The 25,271-nt window shown below is 40.5% G+C and carries 26 protein-coding genes, 1 tRNA gene and 1 pseudogene; 20 read left to right on the plus strand and 8 right to left on the minus strand.

Annotated features, from left to right (window positions below):
- The first annotated feature begins 60 nt into the window (after nt 1-60).
- The 6 genes from BWP33_RS05995 (at nt 61) to purH (ending at nt 7,808) form a co-directional block, all read left to right on the plus strand.
- Nucleotides 61-147, plus strand: a tRNA-Leu gene (locus BWP33_RS05995).
- Nucleotides 148-541: 394 nt separating this feature from the next.
- Nucleotides 542-1,990, plus strand: a complete 1,449-nt coding sequence (gene gatA / locus BWP33_RS06000; RefSeq protein ID WP_002641888.1) for an Asp-tRNA(Asn)/Glu-tRNA(Gln) amidotransferase subunit GatA — start codon at nt 542-544, stop codon at nt 1,988-1,990.
- 33 nt (nt 1,991-2,023) lie between these two features.
- Nucleotides 2,024-3,964 carry a 3'-5' exonuclease gene (locus BWP33_RS06005; protein ID WP_002641887.1) on the plus strand — a complete coding sequence of 647 codons (1,941 nt, stop codon included), beginning with the start codon at nt 2,024-2,026 and terminating at the stop codon, nt 3,962-3,964.
- 12 nt (nt 3,965-3,976) lie between these two features.
- The gene (locus tag BWP33_RS06010) at nt 3,977-4,612 is read left to right on the plus strand and encodes a histidine phosphatase family protein (protein ID WP_002641886.1); all 636 of its coding nucleotides are present in this window, start codon (nt 3,977-3,979) and stop codon (nt 4,610-4,612) included.
- Nucleotides 4,613-4,734: 122 nt separating this feature from the next.
- Nucleotides 4,735-6,165, plus strand: a complete 1,431-nt coding sequence (gatB, locus tag BWP33_RS06015; RefSeq protein ID WP_002641885.1) for an Asp-tRNA(Asn)/Glu-tRNA(Gln) amidotransferase subunit GatB — start codon at nt 4,735-4,737, stop codon at nt 6,163-6,165.
- Nucleotides 6,166-6,227: 62 nt separating this feature from the next.
- Nucleotides 6,228-7,808, plus strand: coding sequence for a bifunctional phosphoribosylaminoimidazolecarboxamide formyltransferase/IMP cyclohydrolase (gene purH, locus BWP33_RS06020; RefSeq protein ID WP_002641884.1), 1,581 nt, complete (start codon nt 6,228-6,230; stop codon nt 7,806-7,808).
- Between the two features lie 84 nt (nt 7,809-7,892).
- Here purH and BWP33_RS06025 read toward each other — a convergent pair whose 3' ends face one another.
- From BWP33_RS06025 to gatC, 3 genes are all read right to left on the minus strand, one after another.
- Nucleotides 7,893-8,822 (minus strand): surface-adhesin E family protein, encoded by a 930-nt coding sequence (locus BWP33_RS06025; RefSeq protein WP_002641883.1) that lies wholly within the window; start codon nt 8,820-8,822, stop codon nt 7,893-7,895.
- 196 nt (nt 8,823-9,018) lie between these two features.
- Nucleotides 9,019-9,648: a surface-adhesin E family protein gene (locus tag BWP33_RS06030; RefSeq protein WP_158666818.1), complete on the minus strand. Its 630-nt coding sequence runs from the start codon at nt 9,646-9,648 to the stop codon at nt 9,019-9,021.
- A gap of 36 nt (nt 9,649-9,684) precedes the next feature.
- A complete protein-coding gene (gene gatC / locus BWP33_RS06035) occupies nt 9,685-9,975 on the minus strand; it encodes an Asp-tRNA(Asn)/Glu-tRNA(Gln) amidotransferase subunit GatC (protein ID WP_002641881.1) in 291 nt (96 codons plus the stop codon).
- Nucleotides 9,976-10,173: 198 nt separating this feature from the next.
- Between gatC and BWP33_RS06040 the strand changes: the two genes are divergently transcribed.
- The 6 genes from BWP33_RS06040 to coaBC all read left to right on the plus strand — a co-directional run bounded on the left by BWP33_RS06040 (nt 10,174) and on the right by coaBC (nt 17,061).
- Nucleotides 10,174-11,226, plus strand: a complete 1,053-nt coding sequence (locus BWP33_RS06040) for a rod shape-determining protein (protein WP_002641880.1) — start codon at nt 10,174-10,176, stop codon at nt 11,224-11,226.
- Nucleotides 11,227-11,288: 62 nt separating this feature from the next.
- On the plus strand, nt 11,289-12,179 hold the full coding sequence (gene mreC, locus BWP33_RS06045; RefSeq protein ID WP_040628960.1) for a rod shape-determining protein MreC: 891 nt from the start codon (nt 11,289-11,291) through the stop codon (nt 12,177-12,179).
- 3 nt (nt 12,180-12,182) lie between these two features.
- Nucleotides 12,183-12,680, plus strand: coding sequence for a rod shape-determining protein MreD (gene mreD, locus BWP33_RS06050; RefSeq protein ID WP_002641878.1), 498 nt, complete (start codon nt 12,183-12,185; stop codon nt 12,678-12,680).
- A gap of 29 nt (nt 12,681-12,709) precedes the next feature.
- Nucleotides 12,710-14,737, plus strand: a complete 2,028-nt coding sequence (gene mrdA / locus BWP33_RS06055; protein WP_224451260.1) for a penicillin-binding protein 2 — start codon at nt 12,710-12,712, stop codon at nt 14,735-14,737.
- Nucleotides 14,727-15,839 carry a rod shape-determining protein RodA gene (gene rodA / locus BWP33_RS06060; protein WP_002641876.1) on the plus strand — a complete coding sequence of 371 codons (1,113 nt, stop codon included), beginning with the start codon at nt 14,727-14,729 and terminating at the stop codon, nt 15,837-15,839. The genes mrdA and rodA overlap by 11 nt, the downstream gene beginning before the upstream one ends.
- 37 nt (nt 15,840-15,876) lie before the next feature.
- Entirely contained in the window at nt 15,877-17,061 is a 1,185-nt protein-coding gene (gene coaBC / locus BWP33_RS06065) for a bifunctional phosphopantothenoylcysteine decarboxylase/phosphopantothenate--cysteine ligase CoaBC (RefSeq protein WP_040628995.1), read from the plus strand.
- Nucleotides 17,062-17,067: 6 nt separating this feature from the next.
- On the opposite strand, the gene BWP33_RS06070 is transcribed toward coaBC, so the two are convergent.
- Complete coding sequence (locus BWP33_RS06070; RefSeq protein ID WP_002641874.1) at nt 17,068-17,598, minus strand: PqiC family protein; 531 nt, start codon at nt 17,596-17,598, stop codon at nt 17,068-17,070.
- Nucleotides 17,599-17,708: 110 nt separating this feature from the next.
- Complete coding sequence (locus BWP33_RS06075; RefSeq protein WP_002641873.1) at nt 17,709-18,902, minus strand: amino acid aminotransferase; 1,194 nt, start codon at nt 18,900-18,902, stop codon at nt 17,709-17,711.
- Nucleotides 18,903-19,093: 191 nt separating this feature from the next.
- Here BWP33_RS06075 and BWP33_RS06080 point away from each other — a divergent pair, with 191 nt between their 5' ends.
- The gene (locus BWP33_RS06080; RefSeq protein ID WP_002641872.1) at nt 19,094-19,798 is read left to right on the plus strand and encodes an SIMPL domain-containing protein; all 705 of its coding nucleotides are present in this window, start codon (nt 19,094-19,096) and stop codon (nt 19,796-19,798) included.
- A 235-nt stretch (nt 19,799-20,033) separates the two neighbouring features.
- Here the strand turns inward: BWP33_RS06080 and BWP33_RS12970 are convergent, their stop codons facing one another.
- Complete coding sequence (locus tag BWP33_RS12970; RefSeq protein WP_002641871.1) at nt 20,034-20,501, minus strand: hypothetical protein; 468 nt, start codon at nt 20,499-20,501, stop codon at nt 20,034-20,036.
- A gap of 434 nt (nt 20,502-20,935) precedes the next feature.
- Here BWP33_RS12970 and BWP33_RS13310 point away from each other — a divergent pair.
- The 4 genes and pseudogenes from BWP33_RS13310 to BWP33_RS06110 all read left to right on the plus strand — a co-directional run.
- A pseudogene (locus BWP33_RS13310) lies at nt 20,936-21,195 on the plus strand (DNA-directed RNA polymerase subunit beta); the annotation flags it as partial.
- A 127-nt stretch (nt 21,196-21,322) separates the two neighbouring features.
- Nucleotides 21,323-22,045, plus strand: a complete 723-nt coding sequence (locus tag BWP33_RS06100) for a hypothetical protein (protein ID WP_002641870.1) — start codon at nt 21,323-21,325, stop codon at nt 22,043-22,045.
- A 39-nt stretch (nt 22,046-22,084) separates the two neighbouring features.
- A complete protein-coding gene (locus BWP33_RS06105; RefSeq protein ID WP_002641869.1) occupies nt 22,085-22,342 on the plus strand; it encodes a hypothetical protein in 258 nt (85 codons plus the stop codon).
- 160 nt (nt 22,343-22,502) lie between these two features.
- Nucleotides 22,503-23,018, plus strand: a complete 516-nt coding sequence (locus tag BWP33_RS06110) for a hypothetical protein (RefSeq protein WP_002641868.1) — start codon at nt 22,503-22,505, stop codon at nt 23,016-23,018.
- Between the two features lie 136 nt (nt 23,019-23,154).
- Here BWP33_RS06110 and BWP33_RS13150 read toward each other — a convergent pair whose 3' ends face one another.
- Nucleotides 23,155-23,277, minus strand: a complete 123-nt coding sequence (locus tag BWP33_RS13150) for a hypothetical protein (protein WP_263479596.1) — start codon at nt 23,275-23,277, stop codon at nt 23,155-23,157.
- Nucleotides 23,278-23,329: 52 nt separating this feature from the next.
- Here BWP33_RS13150 and BWP33_RS06120 point away from each other — a divergent pair, with 52 nt between their 5' ends.
- Entirely contained in the window at nt 23,330-23,605 is a 276-nt protein-coding gene (locus tag BWP33_RS06120; protein WP_040628957.1) for a hypothetical protein, read from the plus strand.
- Nucleotides 23,606-23,616: 11 nt separating this feature from the next.
- Here the strand turns inward: BWP33_RS06120 and BWP33_RS06125 are convergent, their stop codons facing one another.
- A complete protein-coding gene (locus tag BWP33_RS06125) occupies nt 23,617-24,372 on the minus strand; it encodes an IS5 family transposase (RefSeq protein ID WP_002641156.1) in 756 nt (251 codons plus the stop codon).
- A gap of 14 nt (nt 24,373-24,386) precedes the next feature.
- On the opposite strand from BWP33_RS06125, the gene BWP33_RS06130 reads away from it, so the two are divergent.
- Together BWP33_RS06130 and BWP33_RS06135 are read left to right on the plus strand one after the other, a co-directional pair.
- Nucleotides 24,387-24,746: a hypothetical protein gene (locus BWP33_RS06130; RefSeq protein WP_104930338.1), complete on the plus strand. Its 360-nt coding sequence runs from the start codon at nt 24,387-24,389 to the stop codon at nt 24,744-24,746.
- Between the two features lie 27 nt (nt 24,747-24,773).
- Nucleotides 24,774-25,016 (plus strand): hypothetical protein, encoded by a 243-nt coding sequence (locus tag BWP33_RS06135; RefSeq protein WP_104930339.1) that lies wholly within the window; start codon nt 24,774-24,776, stop codon nt 25,014-25,016.
- The last annotated feature ends 255 nt before the right edge of the window (nt 25,017-25,271 follow it).

Here is a 25,271-nt window from a genome sequence, read left to right on the forward strand (position 1 = left end):
ATATAATGCTATTCCTTATCTGTATGCAATACTTTAACGCAAATATCGCATAAAAGCAAAGCCCAGATGGCGGAATTGGTAGACGCGCTAGTTTCAGGTACTAGTATCCGTAAGGATGTGGAAGTTCGAGTCTTCTTCTGGGCACCAAATTCAGAAAAAGCAGCCTTTTTAGGTTGCTTTTTTTCGTAAACAAAAACCTTTGTAACACCCAATCTTCGGTGTATTTCTTCGCGATTCGCTTCTCTAGTATTTAAAAATATTTTAATTATCTGAACATTATTTGATGTTATTGCTTTAAATTGCGCTCATCATCTAAGGTTTTGTAAAGGTTTCAGGCTGCCTGAAAGTTTTGTGTATTGTAAGGCAGCCTGAAACATGAGTAAAATTCGTCTTCTAAACAATTTTTTGATGATATGAGTAATCAAGTGGCGGTTCACGCAAAAATCAAAATGCTATAATTTTCAGGTAGCCTGAAAAAAACACGTACCCAGCGAAAGAAATTAAACTCATCTATTTTTACTTTAAAAACAGAAAGCAACTCATGCCAAATTATACCCTCAAACAAGCCAGCAACTTGCTGCAATCTAAACAAATCTCTGCCGTTGAACTTGCCAACGAGTACCTAACCGCCATCAACGCGCAAAATCCAGCCATCAATGGCTACATTACGCTGGATACCGATAAAACCCTAGCAGCAGCAGCTCAAGCCGATGCGCAAATTGCAGCAGGCAACGCCACCGCATTAACAGGTGTACCGATTGCGTTCAAAGATATTTTTTGCCACACAGGTTGGCGCACCGCTTGCGCATCAAAAATGTTGGATAATTTTGTTGCGCCCTACACCGCAACCGTTGTGCAAAATTTGTTAGACGCAGGCATGGTAACGCTTGGTCGTACCAATATGGACGAATTCGCAATGGGTTCAACCAACGAAAATTCATATTATGGCGCAGCAAAAAATCCATTTAATCATCATCATGTAACAGGCGGCTCTTCGGGTGGGTCGGCAGTAGTTGTGGCTGCACGCCTTGCACCTGTGGCATTGGGGTCGGATACAGGCGGCTCAATTCGCCAACCTGCATCACATTGTGGCATCACAGGCTTGAAACCGACTTACGGCGTAGTGTCGCGCTTTGGCATGATTGCTTACGCCTCCAGCTTTGACCAAGCCGGACCAATGGCACAAACAGCCGAAGATTGCGCGATTTTGCTCAACACAATGGCGAGTTTTGATGAACGTGATTCCACCAGTTTGGAGCGCGAACGAGAAGATTTTACGCGCGATTTAAATCAGCCACTCAAAGGCTTAAAAATTGGCTTGCCCAAAGAATATTTTACGCCAAACAACAGCGCAGACGTTCAGGCAGCCTTGCAAAACGCAATGGATTTACTAAAACAACAAGGCGCACAATTGGTAGAAGTTTCTCTGCCGCAAACTGAATTATCCATTCCAGCGTATTATGTTTTAGCGTCAGCCGAAGCCAGTACCAACTTATCGCGTTACGATGGCGTCCGCTACGGACACCGCGCCAAAGAATTCGCCAATCTAGACGAAATGTACAGCAACACCCGCGCCGAAGGTTTTGGTAGCGAAGTCAAACGCCGTATTATGATTGGTACTTATGTGTTGTCGCACGGTTACTACGATGCGTATTATTTAAAAGCACAAAAATTGCGCCGACTCGTGGCAAACGATTTTCAGGCAGCCTTTAAACAATGCGACATCATTTTAGCACCCAATGCGCCAACTTCTGCTCCAGAATTAAACAGCCTAAATCAAGACCCTGTACAAGCTTATTTGTCAGATATTTACACGATTGCCGTGAATTTGGCGGGTTTGCCGGCGTTGAGTTTACCTGCGGGTTTGGGCGCGGACGGTTTGCCGATTGGCGTGCAACTGATTGGTAATTATTTCAGTGAAGCGAAAATTTTAGGCGCGGCGCACCAAATGCAGCTGAACAGCGATTGGCATACCAAAACACCTGTGTAATTTTTCAGGCAGCCTGAATGAAAGGAAATCATTATGGCAACGTGTATTCCCAGTATTAATCAGCTAGAAAGTTATTTAGATAATGCTGCTGAACGCCGTGTTGCGAAGTTTTTAGATAAACATTTGGGAGATGAATGTATCGTTTGGTGCAATATCCCGATGAATAAAAAACATCGTTATGCTGATTTTTTGGTTTTGATACCTCAAATGGGTTTATTGTGTTTAGAAGTGAAAGACTGGCATTTAAAAACCATTGGGGCATTAAATAAAAATAAATGCACACTTAATGTTGATGAGCAGATTATCCAAAAAGTGTCGCCTCTGATTCAGGCGCGAACATATATTAATAATGTGGTTCGTGAATTGGAAAAAGACGCTGTCTTGCAGCAAAAAGAAGGGGAATACGCTGGTAATCTTGTTGTGCCTTATGCTTATGGTACGATTTTCACGCATTTTTCGCGTGGACAATTGCGACAAAAATTGCAGCAAGAAAACGCAGAAATAAGCGATTGGGATAATATTTTCCCGTATGAATTGGTGATGTATCAAGATGATTTAGCTTATGGTATGCCTTCACAGGAAGTGAAAAATCGCTTAGCGAGAATGTTTATTAATTCATTTCCTTGTCATTTAAATCGTGAGCAAATTGACCGCATTCGTTGGCATTTGTTCCCTGAAATTCGGATTAGTACGCCTGTACAACAAGATTTGTTTGCCGAGAAAAATGAGCAGCCTGAAAATCATCAAAATGATAAAACAACCGATATTCCTAGTGTCAAACCCATTACTCAAATTCCAGAGATTGTTAAAGTAATGGATATGCAGCAGGAATTAATTGCGCGCATGATGGGCGACGGGCATCGTGTGATTCATGGTGTGGCAGGCTCTGGCAAGACGTTAATTTTAGGTTTGCGGGCACAGATTTTGGCAGAACGGACCAATAAGCCTATTTTGATTTTGTGTTACAACATTACACTGGCAGCTAAATTGCGTGTACTGATGCAAGAACGAGGTTTATCTGAATGTGTAAAGGTTCATCATTTTCATGGCTGGTGTGGGCATTTGGTTAAACAATTTGGTATTCAATACAATGCTGAAGAACAGCAATTGGAAGGCTTTGAAAAGCCTGTTTATGCTGTGTTACGCGCGGTGGCAAATGGCAGTATTCCTAAAGAACAATATGGCGCAATTTTGATTGATGAAGGTCATGATTTTGAAGCAGATTGGCTGCGTTTAATCGTTCAAATGCTGGATAAATCAGAAAATCATTTGTTGTTGCTTTATGATGATGCGCAGTCTATTTATCCGCATCAAGCTGGGCAAAAAGGGATCAAATTTAGTTTGTCTAGTGTAGGAATTGAAGCGCGGGGACGGACAGTAAAATTAGCCAATAATTATCGTAATACAAAACAAATCATTGGTTTTGCGCATATTTTTGCACAGCAAAATCTGGCAGAGCGCGAAAGTGATGAAGACAATATACCAACGGTTGAACCCTGTGCAGTAGGGGCAGATGGCTATTCACCGTTTATTAAAATGTGCCAAAACTGGCAAGATGAATTGGCTTATTTGGAACGCTGCCTGAAAAAATGGCAGCAAGAAAATATTTCACTTAACGAAATTGCGATTATTTGTGCCAATAAATATCAGTGTAAAGATGTATGTAATATTTTGAATCGTTTGGGTTTAGCGCATTGGGCGTTGCAGGAATCCAGTGTTCGTAAGCAGTATAATCCTCGTCATGATAAAATTGCAGTGCTTGCAATTCCCAGTAGCAAGGGGTTGGAGTTTTCGCGTGTATTGTTGATGGGAACGGAAACTTTGATTGCTCATCATGATGACCCAACGCGGTTGATTTATGTAGCGATGACGCGTGCTCAATCGCATTTGATTATGACGCTATCTGGTAATAATGCAGTTGTGGAACACATACAAAATAGTTTTAATGCGTGGAAAGCTGTTCAGGCTGCCTGAAATTTGTAAAACATGAAGACAATCTATCTTATTCGACACGCCCAAAGTGTGGTTAATGCAGGGGATGATACCGAGGTCGTAACTTATGCCAATGCCGATATTCCGATTACTGAATTGGGGCAACAACAGGCAGAACAATTGGCAATTTGGTTAATGGAACATGTTGAAAATGTAAAAGAAATTTTTGTTTCACCCTATTTGCGGACACAGCAAACTGCTGCGCCTTATGTGCAAAAGATGCAGTTATTGCCCACAGTTTTAGATGATTTGCATGAGTTTAATTATTTATCTTTTTCCAAGATTAAGGGTAAAACATTTCAGGAATTAAGAAATCAAGCTCAATGTTATTGGGCAACTAATGATACAAATTTTAGAGATGGTGAAGATTGTGATAGTTTTGCTTCATTTTTCAATAGAATCAATCATATTCGTGAATATTTTCTAGAAAAAACTGATGGAGTATATGTAGTATATGGGCATGGTTTTTGGATAGGTGTGTTGTTATGGCAACTATTGGGGCGATATTCGGATGAATTGGATATGCAAAAATTTCGTGAATTTGAATTATTGATTCGTCCCAAAAATACTGATGTATTTGTATGGCAAATAGATGCGCATATAGAAAGTATTGCTAAGATTAGGAAATAATATTTTTGCTTGAATGAGATAGTGATATTGCTAGATTATTCACTACTGTAGAAGCTGTAATTTTTGTATTACATTCAACTAAAATTATTTTAAAAAATTTAAACTGTTAGAAAGATTAAATCATGACTTGGGAAACCGTAATCGGACTAGAAATTCACGTCCAACTCAATACCAAATCCAAAATTTTTAGCGGTGCATCAACGGCGTTTGGTGCAGAACCAAACGCACACGCCAGCGTGGTGGAATGCGCTTTGCCGGGTGTGTTGCCTGTGATGAATCGTGAAGTGGTGGAAAAAGCGATTAAATTGGGTTTAGCACTGAATGCGAAAATCAATCAAAAAAATGTGTTTGACCGAAAAAACTATTTTTATCCAGATTTGCCCAAAGGTTATCAAATCAGTCAGTTAGATTTGCCTATTGTGGAACACGGAAAATTAGATATTGTTGTGGGCGATGAAGTCAAAACCATCAACGTAACCCGCGCTCACATGGAAGAAGACGCAGGCAAATCAGTACACGAGGGCTTGAACGGCGCAACAGGCATTGATTTAAACCGCGCTGGCACACCATTGCTGGAAGTGGTGTCCGAACCTGAAATGCGTTCGGCAGCAGAAGCGGTGGCGTATGCGAAAGCTTTGCACGGCTTGGTCACTTGGCTGGATATTTGCGATGGCAATATGGCGGAGGGTTCGTTCCGCGTGGACGCGAATGTTTCTGTTCGTCCGAAAGGTCAAGCAGAATTTGGTACGCGCCGCGAAATCAAAAACTTAAATTCTTTCCGTTTCTTGGAACAAGCCATTAATTATGAAGTAGACGCGCAGATTGAAATTTTGGAAGATGGTGGCAAAGTCCAACAAGCGACCATGTTGTTTGACCCTGAAAAAGGCGAAACGCGTGTGATGCGTTTGAAAGAAGATGCGCACGATTACCGCTATTTCCCTGACCCTGATTTGTTGCCTGTCATCATTTCTGACGAGCAATTAAATAAAGCACGTTCGCAAATGCCTGAATTACCAAAAGAAATGGCGGCACGTTTTGTCAATGAATTTGGTGTGAGTGAATACGATGCGCGTTTGCTGACGGGTTCGCGTTTTCAGGCTGCCTTTTTTGAAGAAGCCGCAAAATCCAGCAATCAAGGCAAATTAGTTGCCAACTGGATGAATGGCGAATTGGCAGCAACCTTAAACAAAGACGGCTTGGAATTGGCGCAAAGCCCAATTACTGCACCAAGATTAGCGGCGTTAGTTGACAAAATTGCGGACGGCACGTTGAGCAGCAAATTGGCGAAAAAAGCTTTTGAAGCGATGTGGGCAGAACCCAATAGCACAATTGAACAAATTATTGAGAAACATGGTTTGGTGCAAATTACCGACACAGGCGCGATTGAAGCGATGGTGGACGAAGTACTCGCCAACAATGCCAAAGCCGTTGAGCAATATAAATCGGGTAACGAAAAAGCCTTGAATGCGATTGTCGGTCAAGTGATGAAAGCGTCCAAAGGCAAAGCCAATCCAACTGCCGTACAGGATTTGGTTAAAGCGAAATTGGCGTAAACTTTTTCAGGCTGCCTGAAAACTTTTATTTTTACCTGACCTGTTGTTTTTAAGGAATCAAAATGACTCAAATTAAACGAGCTTTAATCAGTTTGTCTGACAAATCGGGCGCGGTGGCGTTTGCTCGTGCTTTGCACGAATTGGGCGTGGAAATTTTGTCCACGGGGGGAACGGCCAAATTATTGGCAGATGCTGACATTCCTGTGATTGAAGTCGCTGATTATACAGGATTTCCTGAAATGTTAGATGGGCGTGTGAAAACCTTGCACCCCAAAATTCATGGCGGTATTTTAGGTCGCCGCGATTTGGACGAACACGTTGCGAAAATGCAAGAACACAACATCGGCAACATTGATTTAGTGTGCGTTAATTTGTATCCATTCGCAGCAACCATCGCTAAACCCAGTTGCACTTTGGAAGATGCCATTGAAAATATTGATATTGGTGGGCCAACTATGGTGCGTTCTGCGGCGAAAAACTGGAAACACGTTGCGATTGTTACCGATAATGCGGATTTTGATGCGATTATTGCGGAATTAAAACAAAATTCAGGCAGCCTGAATGACAAAACACGTTTCAATTTGTCGCGCAAAGCATTCAGCCATACTGCACAATATGACGGCATGATTTCCAATTATTTAACCAGCGTGTCAGATGAAAAATTAGAGGGCGAGCCTGTTATTGGTACGTTCCCAGAACAAGTGAACCAAAGTTGGGTTAAAGTTCAAGAAATGCGTTATGGTGAAAATCCACATCAACAAGCCGCTTTTTACCGTGATATTTACCCAGCTGCAGGCAGCTTGTCTGCATATAAACAATTACAAGGTAAGGAATTATCTTACAACAACATCGCGGATTCTGATGCAGCTTGGGAAACGGTGAAATCATTTGAACAAACCGCTTGCGTGATTGTGAAACACGCCAATCCTTGCGGTGTAGCAGTGGCAGACAATACTTTAAACGCATATCAATTGGCTTACGCAACCGACACCACCAGTGCGTTTGGGGGCATTATTGCGTTTAACCGCGAAGTGGACGGCGCAACCGCCAAACAAATGACCGACAATCAATTTATGGAAGTGGTTATTGCACCGAAATTTACTGCCGAAGCGTTAGAAATTTTGGCTAGTAAGAAAAATGTTCGTGTATTGGAAATTCCGTTGACAGTAGGCGCGAATCGCTTTGAATTGAAGCGTGTGGGTGGTGGTTTATTGGTACAAACACCTGATATTCATCAATTAAATCGTACGGATTTGAAAGTGGTTTCCAAACGCCAACCAACCGAACAAGAATGGCATGATTTGATGTTTGTTTGGAATGTGGCAAAATTTGTGAAATCCAATGCGATTGTGTTTGGTAAAGACGGTCAAACTTACGGTATCGGAGCGGGTCAAATGAGCCGTGTGGACAGCACCCGAATTGCCGCGCGTAAAGCCCAAGATGCGGGTTTGGATTTGAATGGCGCGTGCGCGGCTTCGGACGCATTTTTTCCATTCCGCGATGGCGTTGATGTGATTGCAGAACAAGGCATTAAAGCGATTATTCACCCCGCAGGTTCTATGCGTGATGAAGAAGTATTTGCGGCGGCTGATGAGCATGGGATTGCGATGGTGGTAACGGGGATTCGTCATTTCCGCCACTAATTGATTATTGTGATATAAAAATGGTTTCAGGCAGCCTGAAAGTAAGCTTCAGGCTGCCTGAACATATTTAATCCAATTATCGCATCAAATCGGTGTCAATGGAATTTCTCCTTCTTCCAATGCTGGCGATTCGGCTGGTGTGGATTGTTCTGCTGGTTTGTCATTGGATTTTTCTGATTTTTTGCTGGATTTTTTATCTGCTTTTTTATCTTTTTTATTTGATTTTTCTGTAGATTCGGTTGCTTTTTCCGCAGGCTTAACCACGTCACTTGCTGCTTGAATGGGGGCGGTTTCGGTTTTACCTTTATTGATGAAGTCAATTTTTTCGTCCACTTTTATGCGGTTTTCTTCGGCTTTAGTGGCTTTTTCTTTAACTGGTTTTTCTTTGACTGGTTTGTTGGTGTCGGTAACCAGTGTGGCATCACCCACTGCCAAACCTTTTTCGCCTACGCGTTCACACACTTGCTGGATGACTTTATCATCGGGTTGCGACAACGCTGCCAATTCTGCAGGTTTGTATTTTGGTAATGGATAATCACGCGTATCCACGACTTCACCGACCGCATTGTAATGTGTAGTGGTGCGGAGAATGCGGACTTTGTTTTTACAATCAATTTGTTCACGCCATTGATTGTAATGATAAATCATGCCATTGGCTGGCAGGGTTTGCGGTTTGACATAACGAAATTCAATTAATGCCGTAACCACGCCACGTTCTTGCGCAATGCTGTCCAAAACCAAATACTCGCGATTACCTGACACGTCTGTGAGCGTGAGTAATTTATTTGTGTCATTCAAAATAACGCTGAAATTGGGCGTGTTTGTGCTTGTACTTGTGGTGTAAGTGGCATTATTCATATTGGCATCATCGCCATAAGATACATCAGAGTAGGGTGCATCGGCGACATCTTCCACTACTTCTTCAGAGGACCACAACGATGCAATTTTCGCACGTTGCGCTTGGCAACCCACCAGCAGCAAACAAGCCATAATCAAACATAAACGAATTTTCATACGATTCTTTCAAAATTGTTAGGGACGACACGTTGATAAATAAATTAACAAAATAATTTTCAGGCTGCCTGACAAACGGTGCGTTCCACAAATATAGATATTTTGCCAACCAATGTGGGGCGATTAAGAGTGGGTATGGCGGCGATACGCCATGTTCTGCAAATTTCAATCAACTGGCTTTCAGGCTGTCTTATTCTTATTTTTTCTGGCAAACCGCCGCAATAAAAGCACTGTCTGGGTGTTCGTCGGCTAATGCTTGCAATTCCAATTCTGTCCATGTGTTGTAATCGGGGTAGGGAAAAGTGTGGGATTCTACTTTTTCATTTTTGGACGAATAGTGTGTAACCGCAATAGGGTCGGTTAAACGGCGTTCACAATCTACCGCTTCGGTAATTAAGCTGTATTGGAAAGATTTGCCTGAATCGGGCAATGTTTGCGTTTTGTCAAAACGATTTTCCGTTAAAACGTGGAGCAATTTGCCTTCTTTTTTGATACTGGCAGGGAAATAATAAACCGTGTTACCAAATTCCGTGCTGCCACCAATGGGGATTTTTTTGCTTTTGCTAACCGCATCGGGCGTACTAGGTGTGCTGGCAGCTACCGCAGATGCAGCACTGGCGGCAACCGATGATGCGCCGATTGCTGATGCGGCACTTGCGCCAATCACAGGTACACTGGCAGCGCGAGCTACGTCTGAAGCCAATGTGATGTCACTGGCTGTGGCAGGTTTAGACGCGGCAGTGGGTTGAATAAAACGGTCTTTTTCTTGAGAACATGCGGCGAGCATAACAGCAAATCCAGCTAAGTAATACCATTTTTGCATCATAAAATCCTTTCAGGCTGCCTGAAAAAATAGGTGAAATCAATCTTCAATAACTTGTGGCACAATGTATAAGCGGTTACGGACTTCGGGGGCAACGGCTTGGTATTGGGCGGCGTGGTCGGATTCGGTTACGGCATCATCGCGCAAACGCAATGCGACTTCATGTGGATGAGACATGGGTTCAATGCCATCGGTGTTCACGGTTTGCATTTTTTCTACGAGCGCAAAGACAGCATTTAATTTTTCTAATGTGGCGTTTTTTTCTGTGTTATTCAGGCTTAAACGCGAGAGTTTGGCGATTTTTTCTACGTCATTGATGGTAAGAGACATGATGATTCCTTAAAAATTTAGTTTAGTAAAATCTGCAAATAGGGTATCATTACACGCTAATTTGCGTTATTTATGTTTAGGCGCAAAATTATAACTGAAATTATATCCTTTAGGCATCGCGAATTTTCAGGCAGCCTGAAAAACCGTTGCATTGATTTGAATGATTGATTAGACTAAATATTTATTTAGGATACCGTAATGCTGGACTTTCTCAACTTTTTTACCCGTCCTTTTTCTAATGATTTGGCGATTGACTTAGGTACTGCCAACACACTGATTTATGTTAAAAATAAAGGTATTGTACTGAACGAGCCTTCTGTTGTTGCCATGCAATTAGACCCCACAGGTAGTGGTAAACACATCACGCTAGCGGTTGGTAAAGATGCAAAAAAAATGCTTGGACGCACACCGGGTACAATTCAAGCGATTCGTCCGATGAAAGATGGCGTGATTGCCGATTTCAACGTTACTGAGCGTATGCTTAAAGAATTTATTCGCAAAGTGAATCGTAAGCGTTGGGCAGCTGCACCACGTATTGTTATTTGTGTACCATGTGGTTCTACGCAGGTGGAGCGTAAAGCGATTCGTGATTCTGCATTGGCAGCAGGTGCATCGGACGTGCGTTTGATTCAAGAGCCGATGGCTGCTGCAATTGGTGCAGGTTTACCGATTGATGAGCCGACTGGTTCTATGGTAGTAGATATTGGTGGTGGTACGACTGAAGTCGGGATTATTTCACTTTCTGGCGTGGTTTATTCGCAATCTGTGCGAGTGGGTGGCGATGCGTTTGACGAAGCCATTGTCAATTATGTACGCCGTAATTATGGTATGTTGGTGGGGGAGTCCACCGCAGAAGAAATTAAAAAACAAATTGGTTCAGCTTTCCCTGGAATGGAAGTAACTGAAATGGAAGTAAAAGGGCGTAATTTGGCGGAAGGTGTGCCGCGTTCGTTTACCATCACATCAAACGAAGTATTGGAAGCTTTGGCCGACCCTATTTCTCAAATTGTGCAATCGGTTCGCAATACGTTGGAACAAACTCCCCCAGAGTTGGGTGCAGATATTGCGGAACGTGGTTTGGTATTGACGGGTGGTGGTGCGTTGCTCAAAGGGTTTGACCGTTTGTTGGCAGAGGAAACAGGTTTGCCTGTAACCATCGCAGATGACCCATTAACGTGTGTGGCGCGTGGTTCGGGTATGGCGTTGGATTTGATTGGCAAACTCAACTCAATTTTTATCAATAATCCATAATCTTTATTATTGTAAACATAACCGTTTCAGGCAGCCTGAAACGGTTTGATTTTGATTCTATTATGTTCAATCAATTTTCATTTTCACGCCGTAATGTGCTGTCGCCAGCGAATAAATTAATCATACTGGTTAGCTGTTCTGTGCTTTTATTGATGCTAGACCACCATTATTCGGGTGTGGGCAAAGGCAAAAAATATGCCGCAATTTTATTGTATCCAATGCAATGGATTTCTAATAAACCAGTTCAACTATATGATTATGTAAATAATTTATTTCAATCGCAGGATTATTTGCTGAAAGAAAATCAACGTTTAACTGCCGACAACGCGCGTTTAAAAATGCAAGAGCGACAAGTGATTTTGCAAACGCGTGAATTGGCTGAATTAAAAAATTTAGCACAATTGCAACAGCTTGGTTTGAAAAGCAATACCACTGCTGAAGTGGTTTCTGCTGGTGATGACCCAATGTCTGACCATGTGGTCATCAATAAAGGAACGCAAGATAATGTGGTGTTGGGCGATGCGGTGGTTGATGAAAGCGGTTTGATTGGGCAAATCACGGAAGCACAGCATCTAAATGCGAAAGTGAGCCTGATTACCGACAATAATATTGTTATTCCTGTGATGGTAGAACGTACAGGGGTGCGGACGTTGGTGTATGGTGGCGGTGGTATGTTGTCTTTGCGTTATTTCCCGACCGATGCCGATTTGCAGCCTGATGATGTGCTGCTGACTTCAGGATTGGATAGTGTGTATCCTGTTGGGATTCCTGTGGCGCGTGTTGTACAAACCAGCCGCAACGCAGGTACGCCGTATTACAAAGTGATTTTGCAACCGAGTGCCGCTTTACGCAGCAGTAAATATGTGTTGGTTTTACCACAAAAAGCACCGATGCAGCCTGAAAACATGGCAGCATCTGATGCAGCTCCTTTAACCGCTTCTTCTCCTAATTAATTCATGAGTCAATTAAAAGATTTTTACATACGCATTCCGAAAAAGTTGATATTTATCAGCTTTCTAATTGCGCTTATCTTGGATTTTATACCTGTGCCAACCACATTGGCATGGCTGCCTGATGCCACTTTATTGGTGTTGATTTTTTGGTTGGCGAACTGTCCACATTATATTAATTTGGGTATGTCTTTTATTGTTGGCTTACTCATTGATATTGGGACAACTTTTTCGCTTGGTGGGCACGCGTTGGCTTATGTATTGGCGGCATACATCATCATCATTAATCATCGTCAATTTGGTGTACAAAATTATGGTTTTCAGGCTGTCTTGGTGTTGATTTCGTTGTTATTAAGCGAATTGGTTTTAATGATAATTCAATTTATTGATAGTCATCGCTTTGTGGGCTGGGCAACTTTTATTGCGCCTTTGGTTGGGGCAATTTTGTGGTTGCCTTTGAGTAAATTAATGAACAGTTTATTGCATTCACAACGGTTTCACTGATGAAAGAAATTTGGAAAGCTCCTCGCGAGATGGTGGACAGTTATCGTACTGTTCGCCTATTGCAACTTGATTTTAACCGCCGATTATTGGCGGCGTTTGTCTTTATTGTGTTGCTATTTTGTTTATTGATTGCGCGGTTTACTTATTTACAAGTGATTAAACGTGATGAATATGTTCTGAAAGCCACCACCAACCGCATTACATTGATTCCAACTCCGCCCATCCGTGGCGAAATTGTGGATATTAACGGTGTTGTGTTGGCGCATAATTATCCAGCTTATTCATTGGAACTGATTCCGAGCAAAATTGAAGGCAAACTAAGCGATACGATTGCTGCATTGCGTCAATATGTGGACATCAGCGAAACCGACTTGAATCGGTTCAATAAATTTCGTGCCGAATACCGTTCATATGAAAAAATCCCACTCAAATTGCGACTTGCACCTGATGAAGCATCGCGTTTGGCTGCACAACTGTATCGTTTTCAAGGTGTGGAAATCAATGCAAGAACATTTCGTGAATATCCATACGGTGCATTGACTTCGCATTTTTTGGGTTACATTGGGCGAATCAGTGACCATGATGAAGAAAAATTAAATGAAACCAATCGTGCCAATGAATATCGTGGTACAACCCATATTGGTAAGACAGGATTAGAAGCTTTTTATGAAGAACAATTGCATGGTTCACCAGGTTATCAAGAAGTAGAAAAAGATGCGGCTGGTAATATTATTCGAGTGATTCAGTCAGAAGCTCCACAAACAGGGCAAACTTTGCGTTTGGCAATGGACATTCGTTTGCAACAAGAAGCAGACCGTTTGATGGCGGGTAAACGTGGTGCGATGGTGGCGATTAATCCACAAACGGGGGGTATTTTGGCGTTTGTTTCCAAACCGAATTTTGACCCGAATTTATTTATTGACGGGATTGATGGCGAAACGTGGAATAAATTAAATAATGACTGGCAACGTCCATTAATTAACCGCGTTACGCAAGGTTTGTATCCCCCAGGTTCTACATTTAAGCCATTTATGGGCATGGCATTGCTGGAAAGTGGCAGAATCACGCAAAATTCGGTGGTGTCTGCTCCTGGTGCTTGGAGTATTCCAGGTACTTCGCATTTGTTCCGTGATTCGGTAAGAAGAGGGCATGGCGCAGTTAATTTGATGAAAGCCATTCAAGTTTCGTCAGATACGTTTTTCTATAAATTAGGCTACGATTTGGGCATTGAAAAAGCCTATCCGTCTTTGAAACAATTTGGTTTGGGACAAAAAACAGGTGTGGATTTACCTAATGAATACCGTGGCGTATTGCCTAGCCCTGAGTGGAAAGAAAAACGTTTTTCCAAAATGAAAGAAAAATATCGCCAATGGAATCCTGCTGAAATGGTACCCATCAGCATTGGGCAAGGTTATAACACCTACACACCTTTGCAAATGGCAAATGCCACAGCAATGCTGGCAAATAATGGCACGGTGTATCGTCCGCATTTGGTTAAAGAATTACTTGACCATGAAAAACAAACCATTACCGTTATTGACCCCAAACCAGAACGCGAATTACCATTCAAACAAACCAATTTTGATTATTTGAAAAAAGCCATGTGGCGTGTGGTTACAGGTGGTACAGCACACAGAATTTCAGGTGGTTTACGCTACAGCATGGCAGGTAAAACAGGTACAGCGCAAGTGGTGCAAATCGCTCAAGGTAAAACCTATAATGCTGCCGCATTGCGTGAACAACATCGAGACCATGCGTGGTTTATTGCGTTTGCGCCTGTGGAAAAACCACAAATTGCCATTGCTGTGATTTTGGAAAACGCAGGTTGGGGCGCAAAAGCCGCACCATTGGCACGCGCATTGAGTGATTTTTATCTGTTACGTGTTGTGCCAAATCGCTTGGACGATGAAGTAAAAGGCGCACGTTTAACCGCTAATCCTTTATTGGCAGGCGCGCAATCCGATAAAGCGTACACCATTGAATCACCTTATACCAAATTAGCCAAACAAAATAGGCAGCCTGAAAATAATCAAGACAAAAAAGATTATGAAAAATAACAATGATAGCTTATGGGCGCGTTGTCGCCAATTGATGTGGGAGCCAATGGATGGTTGGCTATTTGTTGCCTTGATGGCGGTGTATGTGATGAGTATGTTTCTGCTGTATTCCGCTGATGGGGGCGATATTGGTAGATTGGAAAGCAAAACCATCCACACCATTTTTGGGTTTATTTTGCTGTTGGCGGTGGCGCGAATTCGTCCGCAAACGCTGAGTAATTTTGCACCACCTGCTTATTTATTGGGCGTATTATTGTTGTTGGGCGTGGAGTTTTTCGGGATAACGGTAAAAGGTTCAACACGCTGGTTGAATTTGGGGTTTGTGCGTTTGCAGCCTTCGGAAATCATGAAAATCGCCTTGCCAATGATGGTGGCGTGGTATTTCCAACGCTATGAAACGCGGTTGCGTTGGTATCATTATTTGGGGGCAATTGGCATTACGATGGTGCCTGTGGCGTTGATTTTGAAGCAACCTGATTTGGGTACGGCAACTTTGATTATGGCATCGGGTTTATTTGTGGTATTTTTTGCGGGTTTGCCTTGGAAAGCGTTGCTGATATCGGCGATTGGTTTTTTGATTTCGCTGCCTTTATTGTGGCAATTTGGTATGCACGATTATCAAAAAACCCGTGTACTCATGCTGTTTGATCCAACCAAAGACCGTTTGGGAGCAGGTTACCATATTATTCAATCACAAATTGCGATTGGCTCGGGCGGCTTTTGGGGTAAAGGCTGGCTGAATGGCACGCAAACGCATTTGGACTATATCCCTGAATCCACAACCGATTTTATTTTTGCGGTGTATGGTGAAGAGTTTGGTTTGATTGGTAATATTTTATTGGTTATTTTGTATTTGCTGATTTTGGTACGCGGCTTATTCATTGCATCTAACGCACAAACCATGTACAGCCGTACTTTGGCAGGTGCGTTAACAATGACATTTTTTTGTTATGTTTTTGTAAATATGGGCATGGTGAGTGGTATTTTACCTGTGGTGGGTGTGCCGTTGCCATTGGTGAGTTATGGTGGTACGGCGACTTTGTCTATTATGATGATTTTGGCGTTGTTAATGGGTATTTCTTATCAAACGCGCAGGCATTAGAAATGATTTTTATTAAGGTGTTAGCCTGAAAATGATTATGTCTCAAAAAATTTTACTCGCCATCACAGGTGGCATCGCGGCGTACAAATCTTGCGAATTGGTTCGCTTGCTGAAAAAACAGGGGCATGATGTAACCGTTGCCATGTCTCAATCGGCAACTGAATTCATCGCGCCACAAACTTTTCAAGCTCTAAGTGGCAATCCCGTACTTACTGCGCAAGGTGGCAATGGCAATGGTATGGCACACATCAACGCCACGCGTTCTGCGGACATCATGCTCATCGCACCTGCTACCGCCAACACGCTTGCCAAAATTGCGCATGGCATTGCAGACAACATCATTACCGAAATGGCAGCCGCGCGAAACATTCCGCTTGTTGTTGCGCCAGCCATGAATGTGGAAATGTGGCACAATCCTGCTAACCAAAGAAATATTGAACAATTACAATTAGATGGTGTCCATATTTTGTACCCAGCACATGGAGAACAAGCCTGCGGCGAAATAGGCGTAGGCAGAATAATGGAAGCCACACAAATAGTGGAATTATTACCCGATATTTTGTCTACCAAGTTATTGTTAAATAAAAAAATTTTGATTACTGTCGGTGCAACTTACGAAGCCATCGACCCTGTGCGTGGCATTACCAATATTTCTAGCGGACAAATGGGCGTGGCGTTAGCGCGTGCTTGTCGGCGTGCAGGAGCGCAAGTCTTTCTAATTTATGGAAAATTACAAACACCACTGCCTTTGGGTATGACGCATACCGAAGAAGCGGTTAGTGCATTGGCAATGTATGAGGCAGTATTTCGTCTGATTAATCAGGTAGATGCGTTTATTAGTGTGGCAGCAGTAGCGGATTATCGTGTGGCGAATTCAGCCGCGCACAAATTAAAAAAAGATGGTTCGGGCAAACCACCTATCATTGAATTAACTGAAAACCCCGATATTTTACAATCGGTTGCACAATTACCAAACGCACCGTTTTGCGTGGGTTTTGCGGCAGAAAGCGAAAATGTATTGAATTATGCTCGCGCCAAACGTGCCAAAAAAGGTGTCCCGCTCTTGGTCGCAAATGATGTTTCTCTGTCAATGGGAAAATCCACTAACCAAGTGATTTTATTAGATGATTTTGCAGAGACCACGCTGCCTGAAATGGATAAAGACCGCGTGGCTGATGCGATTGTGGCGCGAATGTCTCATTTGCGTTTTCAGGCAGCCTGAATATTCTTATCGTGCAATAATTTGCGCAACTTCGCTTAGTCCTGCATTCAAGCTGTCTAACATGGCGGTGTAACCGTCTCCGCGTTGTGGCGTGGCGATGACGAATGGTCGGCGTGCGCCATTGGCGGATTGTGCGTAGCCGCTGATTTGTGTTTCACCGCGATACGTTCCTTGAAATCGGTCAAAATAAACTTTCAAAATAGAGGCGTTGCTGTCTGCTAAAGGTTGAGGTACGTAGGTATGGCTGCCTGAAAACGCGTTGAGTTTATTCGCTAAATTGGCGGCCAGTGCGTCTGATAATGGCGCAGCCCACAAATTTTTTTGTGCAAAATTTAAATGGTAATCATCTGTTTGATAAAGTAAATTTTCATTTTTTAGTGGTTCGGCTAATACAATTTGTATGGCGACTTCATTGTTGCGTTGAGTGGGAGCATGAAACGCGCTGTCTGGTAATTGATGATAATGCGTGTTGTTGTCGGCGGAGCTGGCGCACGCGGACAATATACCTAACGCGGCTAACCATAAATATTTTTTCATGATGTGTTTTCCTATTTTTCAGGCTGCCTTTTCATGGTCGGTAAAAAAGGCAGCCTGAAATATAATTAATTGATTTAATTTAAATAAATCACAATACTTTCACAATACTTTCACAATACTTTCACAATACTTTCGCACAAATATTGAATATTGTCTTCGGTAATGCCTGCTACATTGATGCGTCCAGAACGCACCGCGTAAATGGCAAATTCATCGCGTAACTTGTCCACTTGCTCGGGCGACAAACCGCTAAATGAAAACATACCATTTTGTTTTACAATAAAATCAAAATCTTGTGTTGCACCACAGGCTTTGAGTGTTTCTACAAATTTTTGGCGCATTTCTTTGATGCGACCTCGCATTTCTGCTAATTCTTTAGTCCAATCTTCTTTTAAATCATTATCTTGTAAAATCATGGCAACGGTTGCCGCGCCGTGTGATGCAGGATTGGAATACAAAGTGCGAATAATGGTTTTAACTTGGCTAAATGCGCGATTGGCGATTTCTTCGTTTTGTGCGACCAGTGTGAATGCGCCTACGCGTTCATTATACAAACCAAAATTTTTTGAATATGAGCTGGAAATCAACAATTCTGGATTGGATTTCAAAAATGCCCGTAAACCATACGCATCTTCTTCCAAACCATTAGCAAATCCTTGATACGCAAAATCAAATAGGGGCAACCAACCTTTTTCTGCTGACATTTTTGCCAAAGTATCCCATTGTTCTGGAGTTGGGTCAATGCCAGTTGGGTTGTGGCAACAGCCGTGCAATAAAACCACATCACCTTGTTTTGCTTGAGATAAATCAGCGATTAAGCCGTCCCAATCCAAATCGTGCGTATTTTTATCATAATAACGATAATCGCGAATTTCCATGCCTACGGCTTTGAAAATGGCGTTGTGATTGGGCCAAGTGGGGTTGGAAATCCACACGGTTTGTGCGTTGGTTTGGCGTTTGATGAATTCGGCGGCAATGCGTAATGCGCCAGTGCCACCCAAACTTTGGGCGGTTTTGGCGCGTTTGTTGGCGATGATTTCATGGTTATTGCCAAACAACAAAATTTGCGTGGCAGCATTGTAGGCAGCGACACCGTCAATTGACAGGTAATTTTTGCTGTTTTCTTCGGCGAGCAGGCGAGTTTCAGCGACTTTTACTGCGCGTGGAATGGGGGTTGCGCCTTGTGCGTTTTTGTAGATGCCAATGCCTAAATTGACTTTTTCAGGACGATTTTCTGCTTTGAATGCTTCGCCTAAGCCCAAAATGGGGTCGGCGGGTGCGGCTTGAATTTTGTCAAAAAACATGATTTTGCTTTCCATAAACAATCGGGGAGAAAACCAAATTATAACGCGATTAAACGAGAATTTCAGGTTTCAGGCAGCCTTATTTTCATGGATTCAATAAAAAGGCAGCCTGAAAAATCAAGTAAATTCCATTTTTCAGGCTGCCTGAACATTTTATAATCTATTTTTTCAATGTAAATAAGGATATTATCATGAATCTAAAAACAATTTTAATTTTAGCGATGGCGTTGATTCAACCAGCTTTTGCAGAAAATACATTAAATTACAATCTGGTAGAATTCAATGAAAGCGCAACCGTTACTGTGCCAAACGACACCATGCACATCACGCTTGTCATTCAAGAAAATGGCAAAATCCGTGAAACCATCAGCAACACCGTTACGCGTAAATTAAATGTGTTGCAAACCAAAATTCGTGGAAACAAACAGTTTGTTGCTGAATTGGGTAACCGCAGTGTTTACCCACAATACAACGATAAACAACAAATCACAGGTTGGCAAGACCGCGTGGAAATGCACATTAAAAGTACCGATTTTAACGCATTGAGCCAATTAGTTGCGGAAACTCAATCACTTGCAATGTTAGATGGCATTTCATTCAGCGTGTCGCCCGATAAACGCGCCAAAGCCGTAGAACAAGCCAGTGAACAAGCCTTGAAAGCTTTCCAAAAACGCGCAGAATTTATGAGCCGTAGTTTGGGATTCTCGGGCTACAAATTGGTTAAAGTGGATTTGAATAATCGCTTTGAAAGTGCGCGTGAAGCTTATGCTGCACCTATGATGATGTCTGCCAAACGCAATATGGCAGTATCTGCATCTATGATGGATATGTCGGCTGAAAATGCAGGCGAGCAATCCATTCAACAAAATTTAAATGTTACCATTCAAATGCAGTAAGGCAATGAGAAAAGCGCAAAAAGTCAGAAATAAAAAAGAGAATGGACGAGTCAAGATAACCTGACCTGTCCATTTGTTTTGTTGCGCTATAAAGACTTCTTTTCGGAATAAGTGGGACATTTATTAGACTTCCTGCGAAACCGCAATTTTTCTAGGTTTTAGAATTTGGCTAAATCCTGTAGTTAAGTGTGTTTTAAAAAATTGGGATTATTGTTTCGCAGGAAGTCTATTTACTTTATTTGCAGTCGCGCATATGCTCTAACCAAGCGCGATATTCAGCTGAATCATAGTTTTTACTATTGGGTTCCCTGATATGGCTGTTCGCACAATTAGGGTTAGCAACTTTACCAGGAGTACCCAATGGATATGGATTGATATTTTCCGTAAAGTAGCTATTACATGCACTCAACGAGCATAGATTCAGTAATGCCATAAAGGATAAAATAAAAAGTCTTACCATTTTTTTATTGAAACCAATGCCAAAAGTGGGTTTTGAAAAATTTACACCAAAACCTTGCTGATATCCGAATTTCCTACTGATAGAAAATTCTACTCCACTATTATTAGTATTAGGGGAATATGAGACACCAACTTCCCCAAAAGCATGCATATCTTTTTTACCTGGATTGCCACCGCCCTTTGCAGAGATGTGAAATTTACCGCCTGATACTTCAACTAATTCAGAAATATGCAATTCTCTCATGATTTTCTCCTGTAAAGAAGTATGGTTGGAAAAATAACTTTTCTTAACTTTTGCTTAATTCTAAGATTTTTTTTTAAAAAACAAGTATATTATTTCAAATAAAATCAATATGTTAAATTAATAGACTTTCTGCAAAACAATAATCCCAATTTTTAAAAACGCGCTTAATTACAGGATTTAGCAAAATTCTAAAACCTAGAAAAATTGTGGTTTCGCAGGAAGTCTATTATTTAGGTACTGAAAAAAAGAAGCTCCTAGTGGTGGAATTAGAGCTTTTTTTGGGTAGTATTCCAAAAAGTATGATAGTAGAAAAATCCTCATTTCTCCATAAAATCTAGCAGAGTAATTGTGCTTAGAATTTGTGTTCGTAAGATTGATGGTGTGAAAAGACATCGCGCTTGACTGTGAATACAGGTTCTTAAATATCAGGTACGTATCCAAGTGATGTCCCTGAAGTCCAAAAATTAGGTTTTAACATAACGGTGAGTGTGATGCATTATTTGAAATTGCACTAAAGCACAATTTAAGCATACGGCGCGGCGGATATCTTGCAAGAAATGTTGACGGTGAAATCCGATGACGTAACAGGTCGTACCAAAATGTACGAAAAGGGCGCGAGTATGCCCGAGTCGTTTAATGTGATTGTCAAGAAATCCGTTCGCGGGGCTTGGATATTGATTTGGAGCAGAATTAAAACTGCGTAGGCTGGCGGTGAGATGAAAGTTGTATCCCAGTTTTTCAGGCAGCCTGAAAGGTTAGAATGGCCTTTCAGGTTGTTTGAATAAAATGAATAAATTTTTAATTTTAGGAGAGAATCAGTTATGTCAAATTATGCGTGGTTGTGTGATTATGGTAGTCATGCGGTAGCAAATACTTATGGTATTGTTGTTCAAACACCTGAATTTGATGGGGTTGAGCTTTTTTTTCTTGAGCAGAAAAAAAAATGCAATGCCATAACAAGTGATGAGATGAAAATTTTAGAAGCTCTTGATGCATCAGAAACAAAATTTTGGAGAGCTTGGAAAAATTATGAATTTATTCCGCAGCAAGAAATGCCAATTAAATTATTTAAAAAGCCTGATATTAACTATAGTAATTTACCCGAACTCAATGAAATATTTTTTTGTATAACAAATGCTTATTTGGTTATGAGTAAAGAATTGTATCATGTTATTTCTCAATTTAATTTAGGAAGAACGCATTTTAGCCAAGTATATATTTATGATATTGAGACCAAAAAGCAACTTTCTGAAGTACCTTATTACTTTATTAATATTGCGGAGAGTTATGAATTTTTAGATTCTAATCATAGTAAAGGAATCAAAGCAAGTCGCTATAGTCCTGAAGAACCATTAAGATATATATGGGGTGCTGAAGATGATGATATTATCTTATTGAACCAATTTAAAAATACAGATACTGATTTATGGCATGATAAGAATTTGAATGATTCTTTATTTTTTTCTGATAGACTGGTTCAAGTATTATTTCGAGCTGGATTTAGTCAAAAACAGTTGGGTTTAGTTCGTTGCCTTGTTAAATAAAAATTTTCATATTTCTTTTAATTTTATTAGGATTTTATTATGTTAGGCTTTCAAGTTCATCACATTTTTCCAGAAGCGATGATGAAGGATTTAAAGAAAAATTTTAAAGATGCTGGTATTCAATCACCCATTAATGCTAATGATTACAGTAATCGTATCAATCTTTTTAATAATAATGATATGGCTAATGTGATGAAAGAATTTCATACCAAAAACCCTGATGGTATGAATGTGGCTCGTTTTTTTGGTAAAGAAATCCGTTCGCTGGGCTTGGATATTGATTTGGAGCAGAATTGATATTTGAGTTGAGATAAATTTCAGGCAGCCTGTAAATCAGGAGTTAATTATAGATACAAGAGTGGGTGTTTGTACTTACTGCACAAATTTTTTAATTTAGTCAATGATTGGTGTAAACTCCACCCTACGCAATTGATGAAATAGAAAGAAAGGTATATTAATGGCTTTTATTAAAACGCTGATTACTCCAGAGATGATAGAAAAATATGATATGGCACAAGATTATTTGGAAATTGCCAATCATAAACGACAAGATTTTTTGACTTATGGTCAAGAAGAGCCGTTTGGCAAAAGTGCAATGGCGTATCGACGATTAGAATATTTGGATACAGTGGATTCAATTGTGATTGATGGACAACAAGATTGTTATCTGCGTTATGGTAGTTGTGCCAGTGTCATATTTGGAATATTTCCACATGATTATATGTTTTTTTATTATAAGGGACAAAGAATTTACTTGGTTATGGATTTTGTTTATGGTAAAAAAGATTTAATTAATAAAACCAATACAGTAGAATGTAAAGTTATTCAAGTGAATTCGTTATCGACAATTAGTATGGATGAGCAATTTCTTCATTTGTTTGAACAGGCATTATATGTTCGTTATTATAAATTGTATAATAACCATGGCTGGAAGTATACTGTTTTTATTAATTTTGATTCTATTTTAAATTAAAGGATATATTATGACTGTTTCTGATGTAATCAAAAATTTGAATTTGCCAGAAACTAATTTAAGTTCAGAGCAGGCTACACAAATATTAAAAGCGTTGACTGAACAAAAGCAGGTAAATGAAACTATATTGCGCGATTTAGTAAGCGTAGGGTGCGTCCCACGCACCGAATTGCCCCAAAATCCCATTTTTCAGGCAGCCTGAATTTTCTAGCTGATTGAAAAATGGGATTATTTCAAAAAACGAAAGCGATAAAATCATGTTAGGTTTAGCGATACTTTTCGGATTATTTGTTTGGATAGTTATAACATTGATGTTGACAATGATTGGCTACAAAATTGGCAAAAAAGCCCATTATCCCAAAATGGGCGCACTCACAGGTTTTATGCTGATAATGGGTGGTTGGATTGTGTATTGGATAATTGAATTTGCCTATATTCAAGCAAAAGTAAGCTATTTGTGCGATAAAGAAGCTGGGATTACAGTGTATGTAACGCCTGAACAATGGCGTAAGCAGATTGGGGAAGAAGAGTGGGCACATCTTTTTGAATTTGATTATATTAAAAAACAATCTTACCCTAGGGGCTAATGACATTTTAGCTATAATTTCAACCAAATCAAAGCACAAGCTAATGATACAGTACTTTCATAATTACGTTTTAATTTATCGTACCGTGTTGCCAGCGCACGAAAATGCTTTAATCGTGCAAAAGCGTTTTCTACCAAGTGCCTGATTTTATATAAATACCAATCTGTGCCCACATTAAGATGTTCTCTATTTTTCTTATATGGAATATTGGCTTTACTTTGTTTAGACTGAATTAACCGACGAAAAGTATCACTGTCAAAACCCCTATCAGCACACACGGTTTCATTATCACTTAAATCCAATTGTGCCAATAAATCAGGCGCAACAACAATATCATTTACATTACCAGCTGTAATGATAAATTCAATTGGATTACCACAAGCATCAACCGCTAAATGAATTTTAGACGTATGACCACCGATACTCTTACCAACAGCTTGATGCGTAATGGATTGTTTACCCATACCGTGTTGATGAACGCGGATATGGCTACCGTCCATAAAGACCCATTCCATATCGGGTGTATCTACCAAATGTTTGAATAATCGGGTAAAAATACCGCGTTTAGACCAGCGATTGAAACTTTGGTAAAGGCTGTTTGCTTTACCAAAATAACTAGGTATATCAGCCCATTGGCAGCCTGTACGTAAGCGAAATAGGATACCTTCTACTGTTTTGCGTAAATTTTTCTTGCGATAAATGCCAAGCTGTTTCAAAATAGGCAACAGTCTTGACCATGTTTCATTTGTAAGCGTGTTTCGGGACATGGCAAAGGTTTGGGATGGTTGCGTGGAAACAATATCTTAAATCCTTTGCCTCTTTTTTTGAATTGTCAATAGCCCCTAGCAGAGACATTATTTATGAACAAAAAAAATATGTCCCAACTGCTTCATTTAATGATAGATTAATAAAATACAATCATCATCAAAATATATCTGAATTTATTGGCAGAATGGAGGCGGTAGTTATTGATAGAAAAGATAAAAAAGCAATTTTACATTACACCTATTTTTCAGCAGGAGCAGGACATTGGATTACAGGAGGTAGTCCCAAATTTTGGTTAAATAATATACAGAGTTGCAAAAATAAAATCTATCAGCAATTTAGTAATCAAATTAAATTTTATTCAAATACTTTTTAATATTTTAATATTTTAGGAGTTTAAATTATGAGTCCCAAAAATCAATTTTTAGCGGATTATGTTTATTTAGCTGAAGCCAGCTATACTGATTTTTCCCAACCTAGCGATGCTTATGAAAATCTTAAAGATGAAAATAATGGCGAACAACCAGAATCTTTCGCTAAACTCGTAACCAACAATTACGAAGTCGTCGCCCACTACAAAGACCGCTCATGGATGGTTTTAAATAATGAAAGCAGTTTTTCAGGTACTTTATTTAAGATACTGTAATAAATGTCAAGTGAAAAATCAAAATAAATTATTGGCAAAACCCATTTCGCAACATTTGTTTGTTTAATCATCAGTCCTTTTAGTTATCACATCATTCAGGGTGAATGCTAAACGTTAAACAAAATTAAAAAAGCGCGTCAAGGTTAAAGTGAACGCAAGCGACCTTGACGCGCTTTTTTAATTTCGTTCAACTACGCATACCCCCTGAACGATGCGATAACGGACTGATGATTAAACAAACAAACATTGCTACAT

The organism is Simonsiella muelleri ATCC 29453 (assembly GCF_002951835.1).
In the GTDB taxonomy this organism is placed as follows: Bacteria; Pseudomonadota; Gammaproteobacteria; order Burkholderiales; family Neisseriaceae; genus Simonsiella; species Simonsiella muelleri.

What these genes read in the sequence shown, in the direction of transcription:
- gatA (WP_002641888.1), top strand. Translation starts at nt 542, where the DNA reads ATGCCAAATTATACCCTCAAACAAGCCAGCAACTTGCTGCAATCTAAA.
- BWP33_RS06005 (WP_002641887.1), top strand. Translation starts at nt 2,024, where the DNA reads ATGGCAACGTGTATTCCCAGTATTAATCAGCTAGAAAGTTATTTAGAT.
- BWP33_RS06010 (WP_002641886.1), top strand. Translation starts at nt 3,977, where the DNA reads ATGAAGACAATCTATCTTATTCGACACGCCCAAAGTGTGGTTAATGCA.
- gatB (WP_002641885.1), top strand. Translation starts at nt 4,735, where the DNA reads ATGACTTGGGAAACCGTAATCGGACTAGAAATTCACGTCCAACTCAAT.
- purH (WP_002641884.1), top strand. Translation starts at nt 6,228, where the DNA reads ATGACTCAAATTAAACGAGCTTTAATCAGTTTGTCTGACAAATCGGGC.
- BWP33_RS06025 (WP_002641883.1), bottom strand. Translation starts at nt 8,822, where the DNA reads ATGAAAATTCGTTTATGTTTGATTATGGCTTGTTTGCTGCTGGTGGGT.
- BWP33_RS06030 (WP_158666818.1), bottom strand. Translation starts at nt 9,648, where the DNA reads ATGATGCAAAAATGGTATTACTTAGCTGGATTTGCTGTTATGCTCGCC.
- gatC (WP_002641881.1), bottom strand. Translation starts at nt 9,975, where the DNA reads ATGTCTCTTACCATCAATGACGTAGAAAAAATCGCCAAACTCTCGCGT.
- BWP33_RS06040 (WP_002641880.1), top strand. Translation starts at nt 10,174, where the DNA reads ATGCTGGACTTTCTCAACTTTTTTACCCGTCCTTTTTCTAATGATTTG.
- mreC (WP_040628960.1), top strand. Translation starts at nt 11,289, where the DNA reads ATGTTCAATCAATTTTCATTTTCACGCCGTAATGTGCTGTCGCCAGCG.
- mreD (WP_002641878.1), top strand. Translation starts at nt 12,183, where the DNA reads ATGAGTCAATTAAAAGATTTTTACATACGCATTCCGAAAAAGTTGATA.
- mrdA (WP_224451260.1), top strand. Translation starts at nt 12,710, where the DNA reads ATGGTGGACAGTTATCGTACTGTTCGCCTATTGCAACTTGATTTTAAC.
- rodA (WP_002641876.1), top strand. Translation starts at nt 14,727, where the DNA reads ATGAAAAATAACAATGATAGCTTATGGGCGCGTTGTCGCCAATTGATG.
- coaBC (WP_040628995.1), top strand. Translation starts at nt 15,877, where the DNA reads ATGTCTCAAAAAATTTTACTCGCCATCACAGGTGGCATCGCGGCGTAC.
- BWP33_RS06070 (WP_002641874.1), bottom strand. Translation starts at nt 17,598, where the DNA reads ATGAAAAAATATTTATGGTTAGCCGCGTTAGGTATATTGTCCGCGTGC.
- BWP33_RS06075 (WP_002641873.1), bottom strand. Translation starts at nt 18,902, where the DNA reads ATGTTTTTTGACAAAATTCAAGCCGCACCCGCCGACCCCATTTTGGGC.
- BWP33_RS06080 (WP_002641872.1), top strand. Translation starts at nt 19,094, where the DNA reads ATGAATCTAAAAACAATTTTAATTTTAGCGATGGCGTTGATTCAACCA.
- BWP33_RS12970 (WP_002641871.1), bottom strand. Translation starts at nt 20,501, where the DNA reads ATGAGAGAATTGCATATTTCTGAATTAGTTGAAGTATCAGGCGGTAAA.
- BWP33_RS06100 (WP_002641870.1), top strand. Translation starts at nt 21,323, where the DNA reads ATGTCAAATTATGCGTGGTTGTGTGATTATGGTAGTCATGCGGTAGCA.
- BWP33_RS06105 (WP_002641869.1), top strand. Translation starts at nt 22,085, where the DNA reads ATGTTAGGCTTTCAAGTTCATCACATTTTTCCAGAAGCGATGATGAAG.
- BWP33_RS06110 (WP_002641868.1), top strand. Translation starts at nt 22,503, where the DNA reads ATGGCTTTTATTAAAACGCTGATTACTCCAGAGATGATAGAAAAATAT.
- BWP33_RS13150 (WP_263479596.1), bottom strand. Translation starts at nt 23,277, where the DNA reads ATGATTTTATCGCTTTCGTTTTTTGAAATAATCCCATTTTTCAATCAG.
- BWP33_RS06120 (WP_040628957.1), top strand. Translation starts at nt 23,330, where the DNA reads ATGTTGACAATGATTGGCTACAAAATTGGCAAAAAAGCCCATTATCCC.
- BWP33_RS06125 (WP_002641156.1), bottom strand. Translation starts at nt 24,372, where the DNA reads ATGTCCCGAAACACGCTTACAAATGAAACATGGTCAAGACTGTTGCCT.
- BWP33_RS06130 (WP_104930338.1), top strand. Translation starts at nt 24,387, where the DNA reads ATGGTTGCGTGGAAACAATATCTTAAATCCTTTGCCTCTTTTTTTGAA.
- BWP33_RS06135 (WP_104930339.1), top strand. Translation starts at nt 24,774, where the DNA reads ATGAGTCCCAAAAATCAATTTTTAGCGGATTATGTTTATTTAGCTGAA.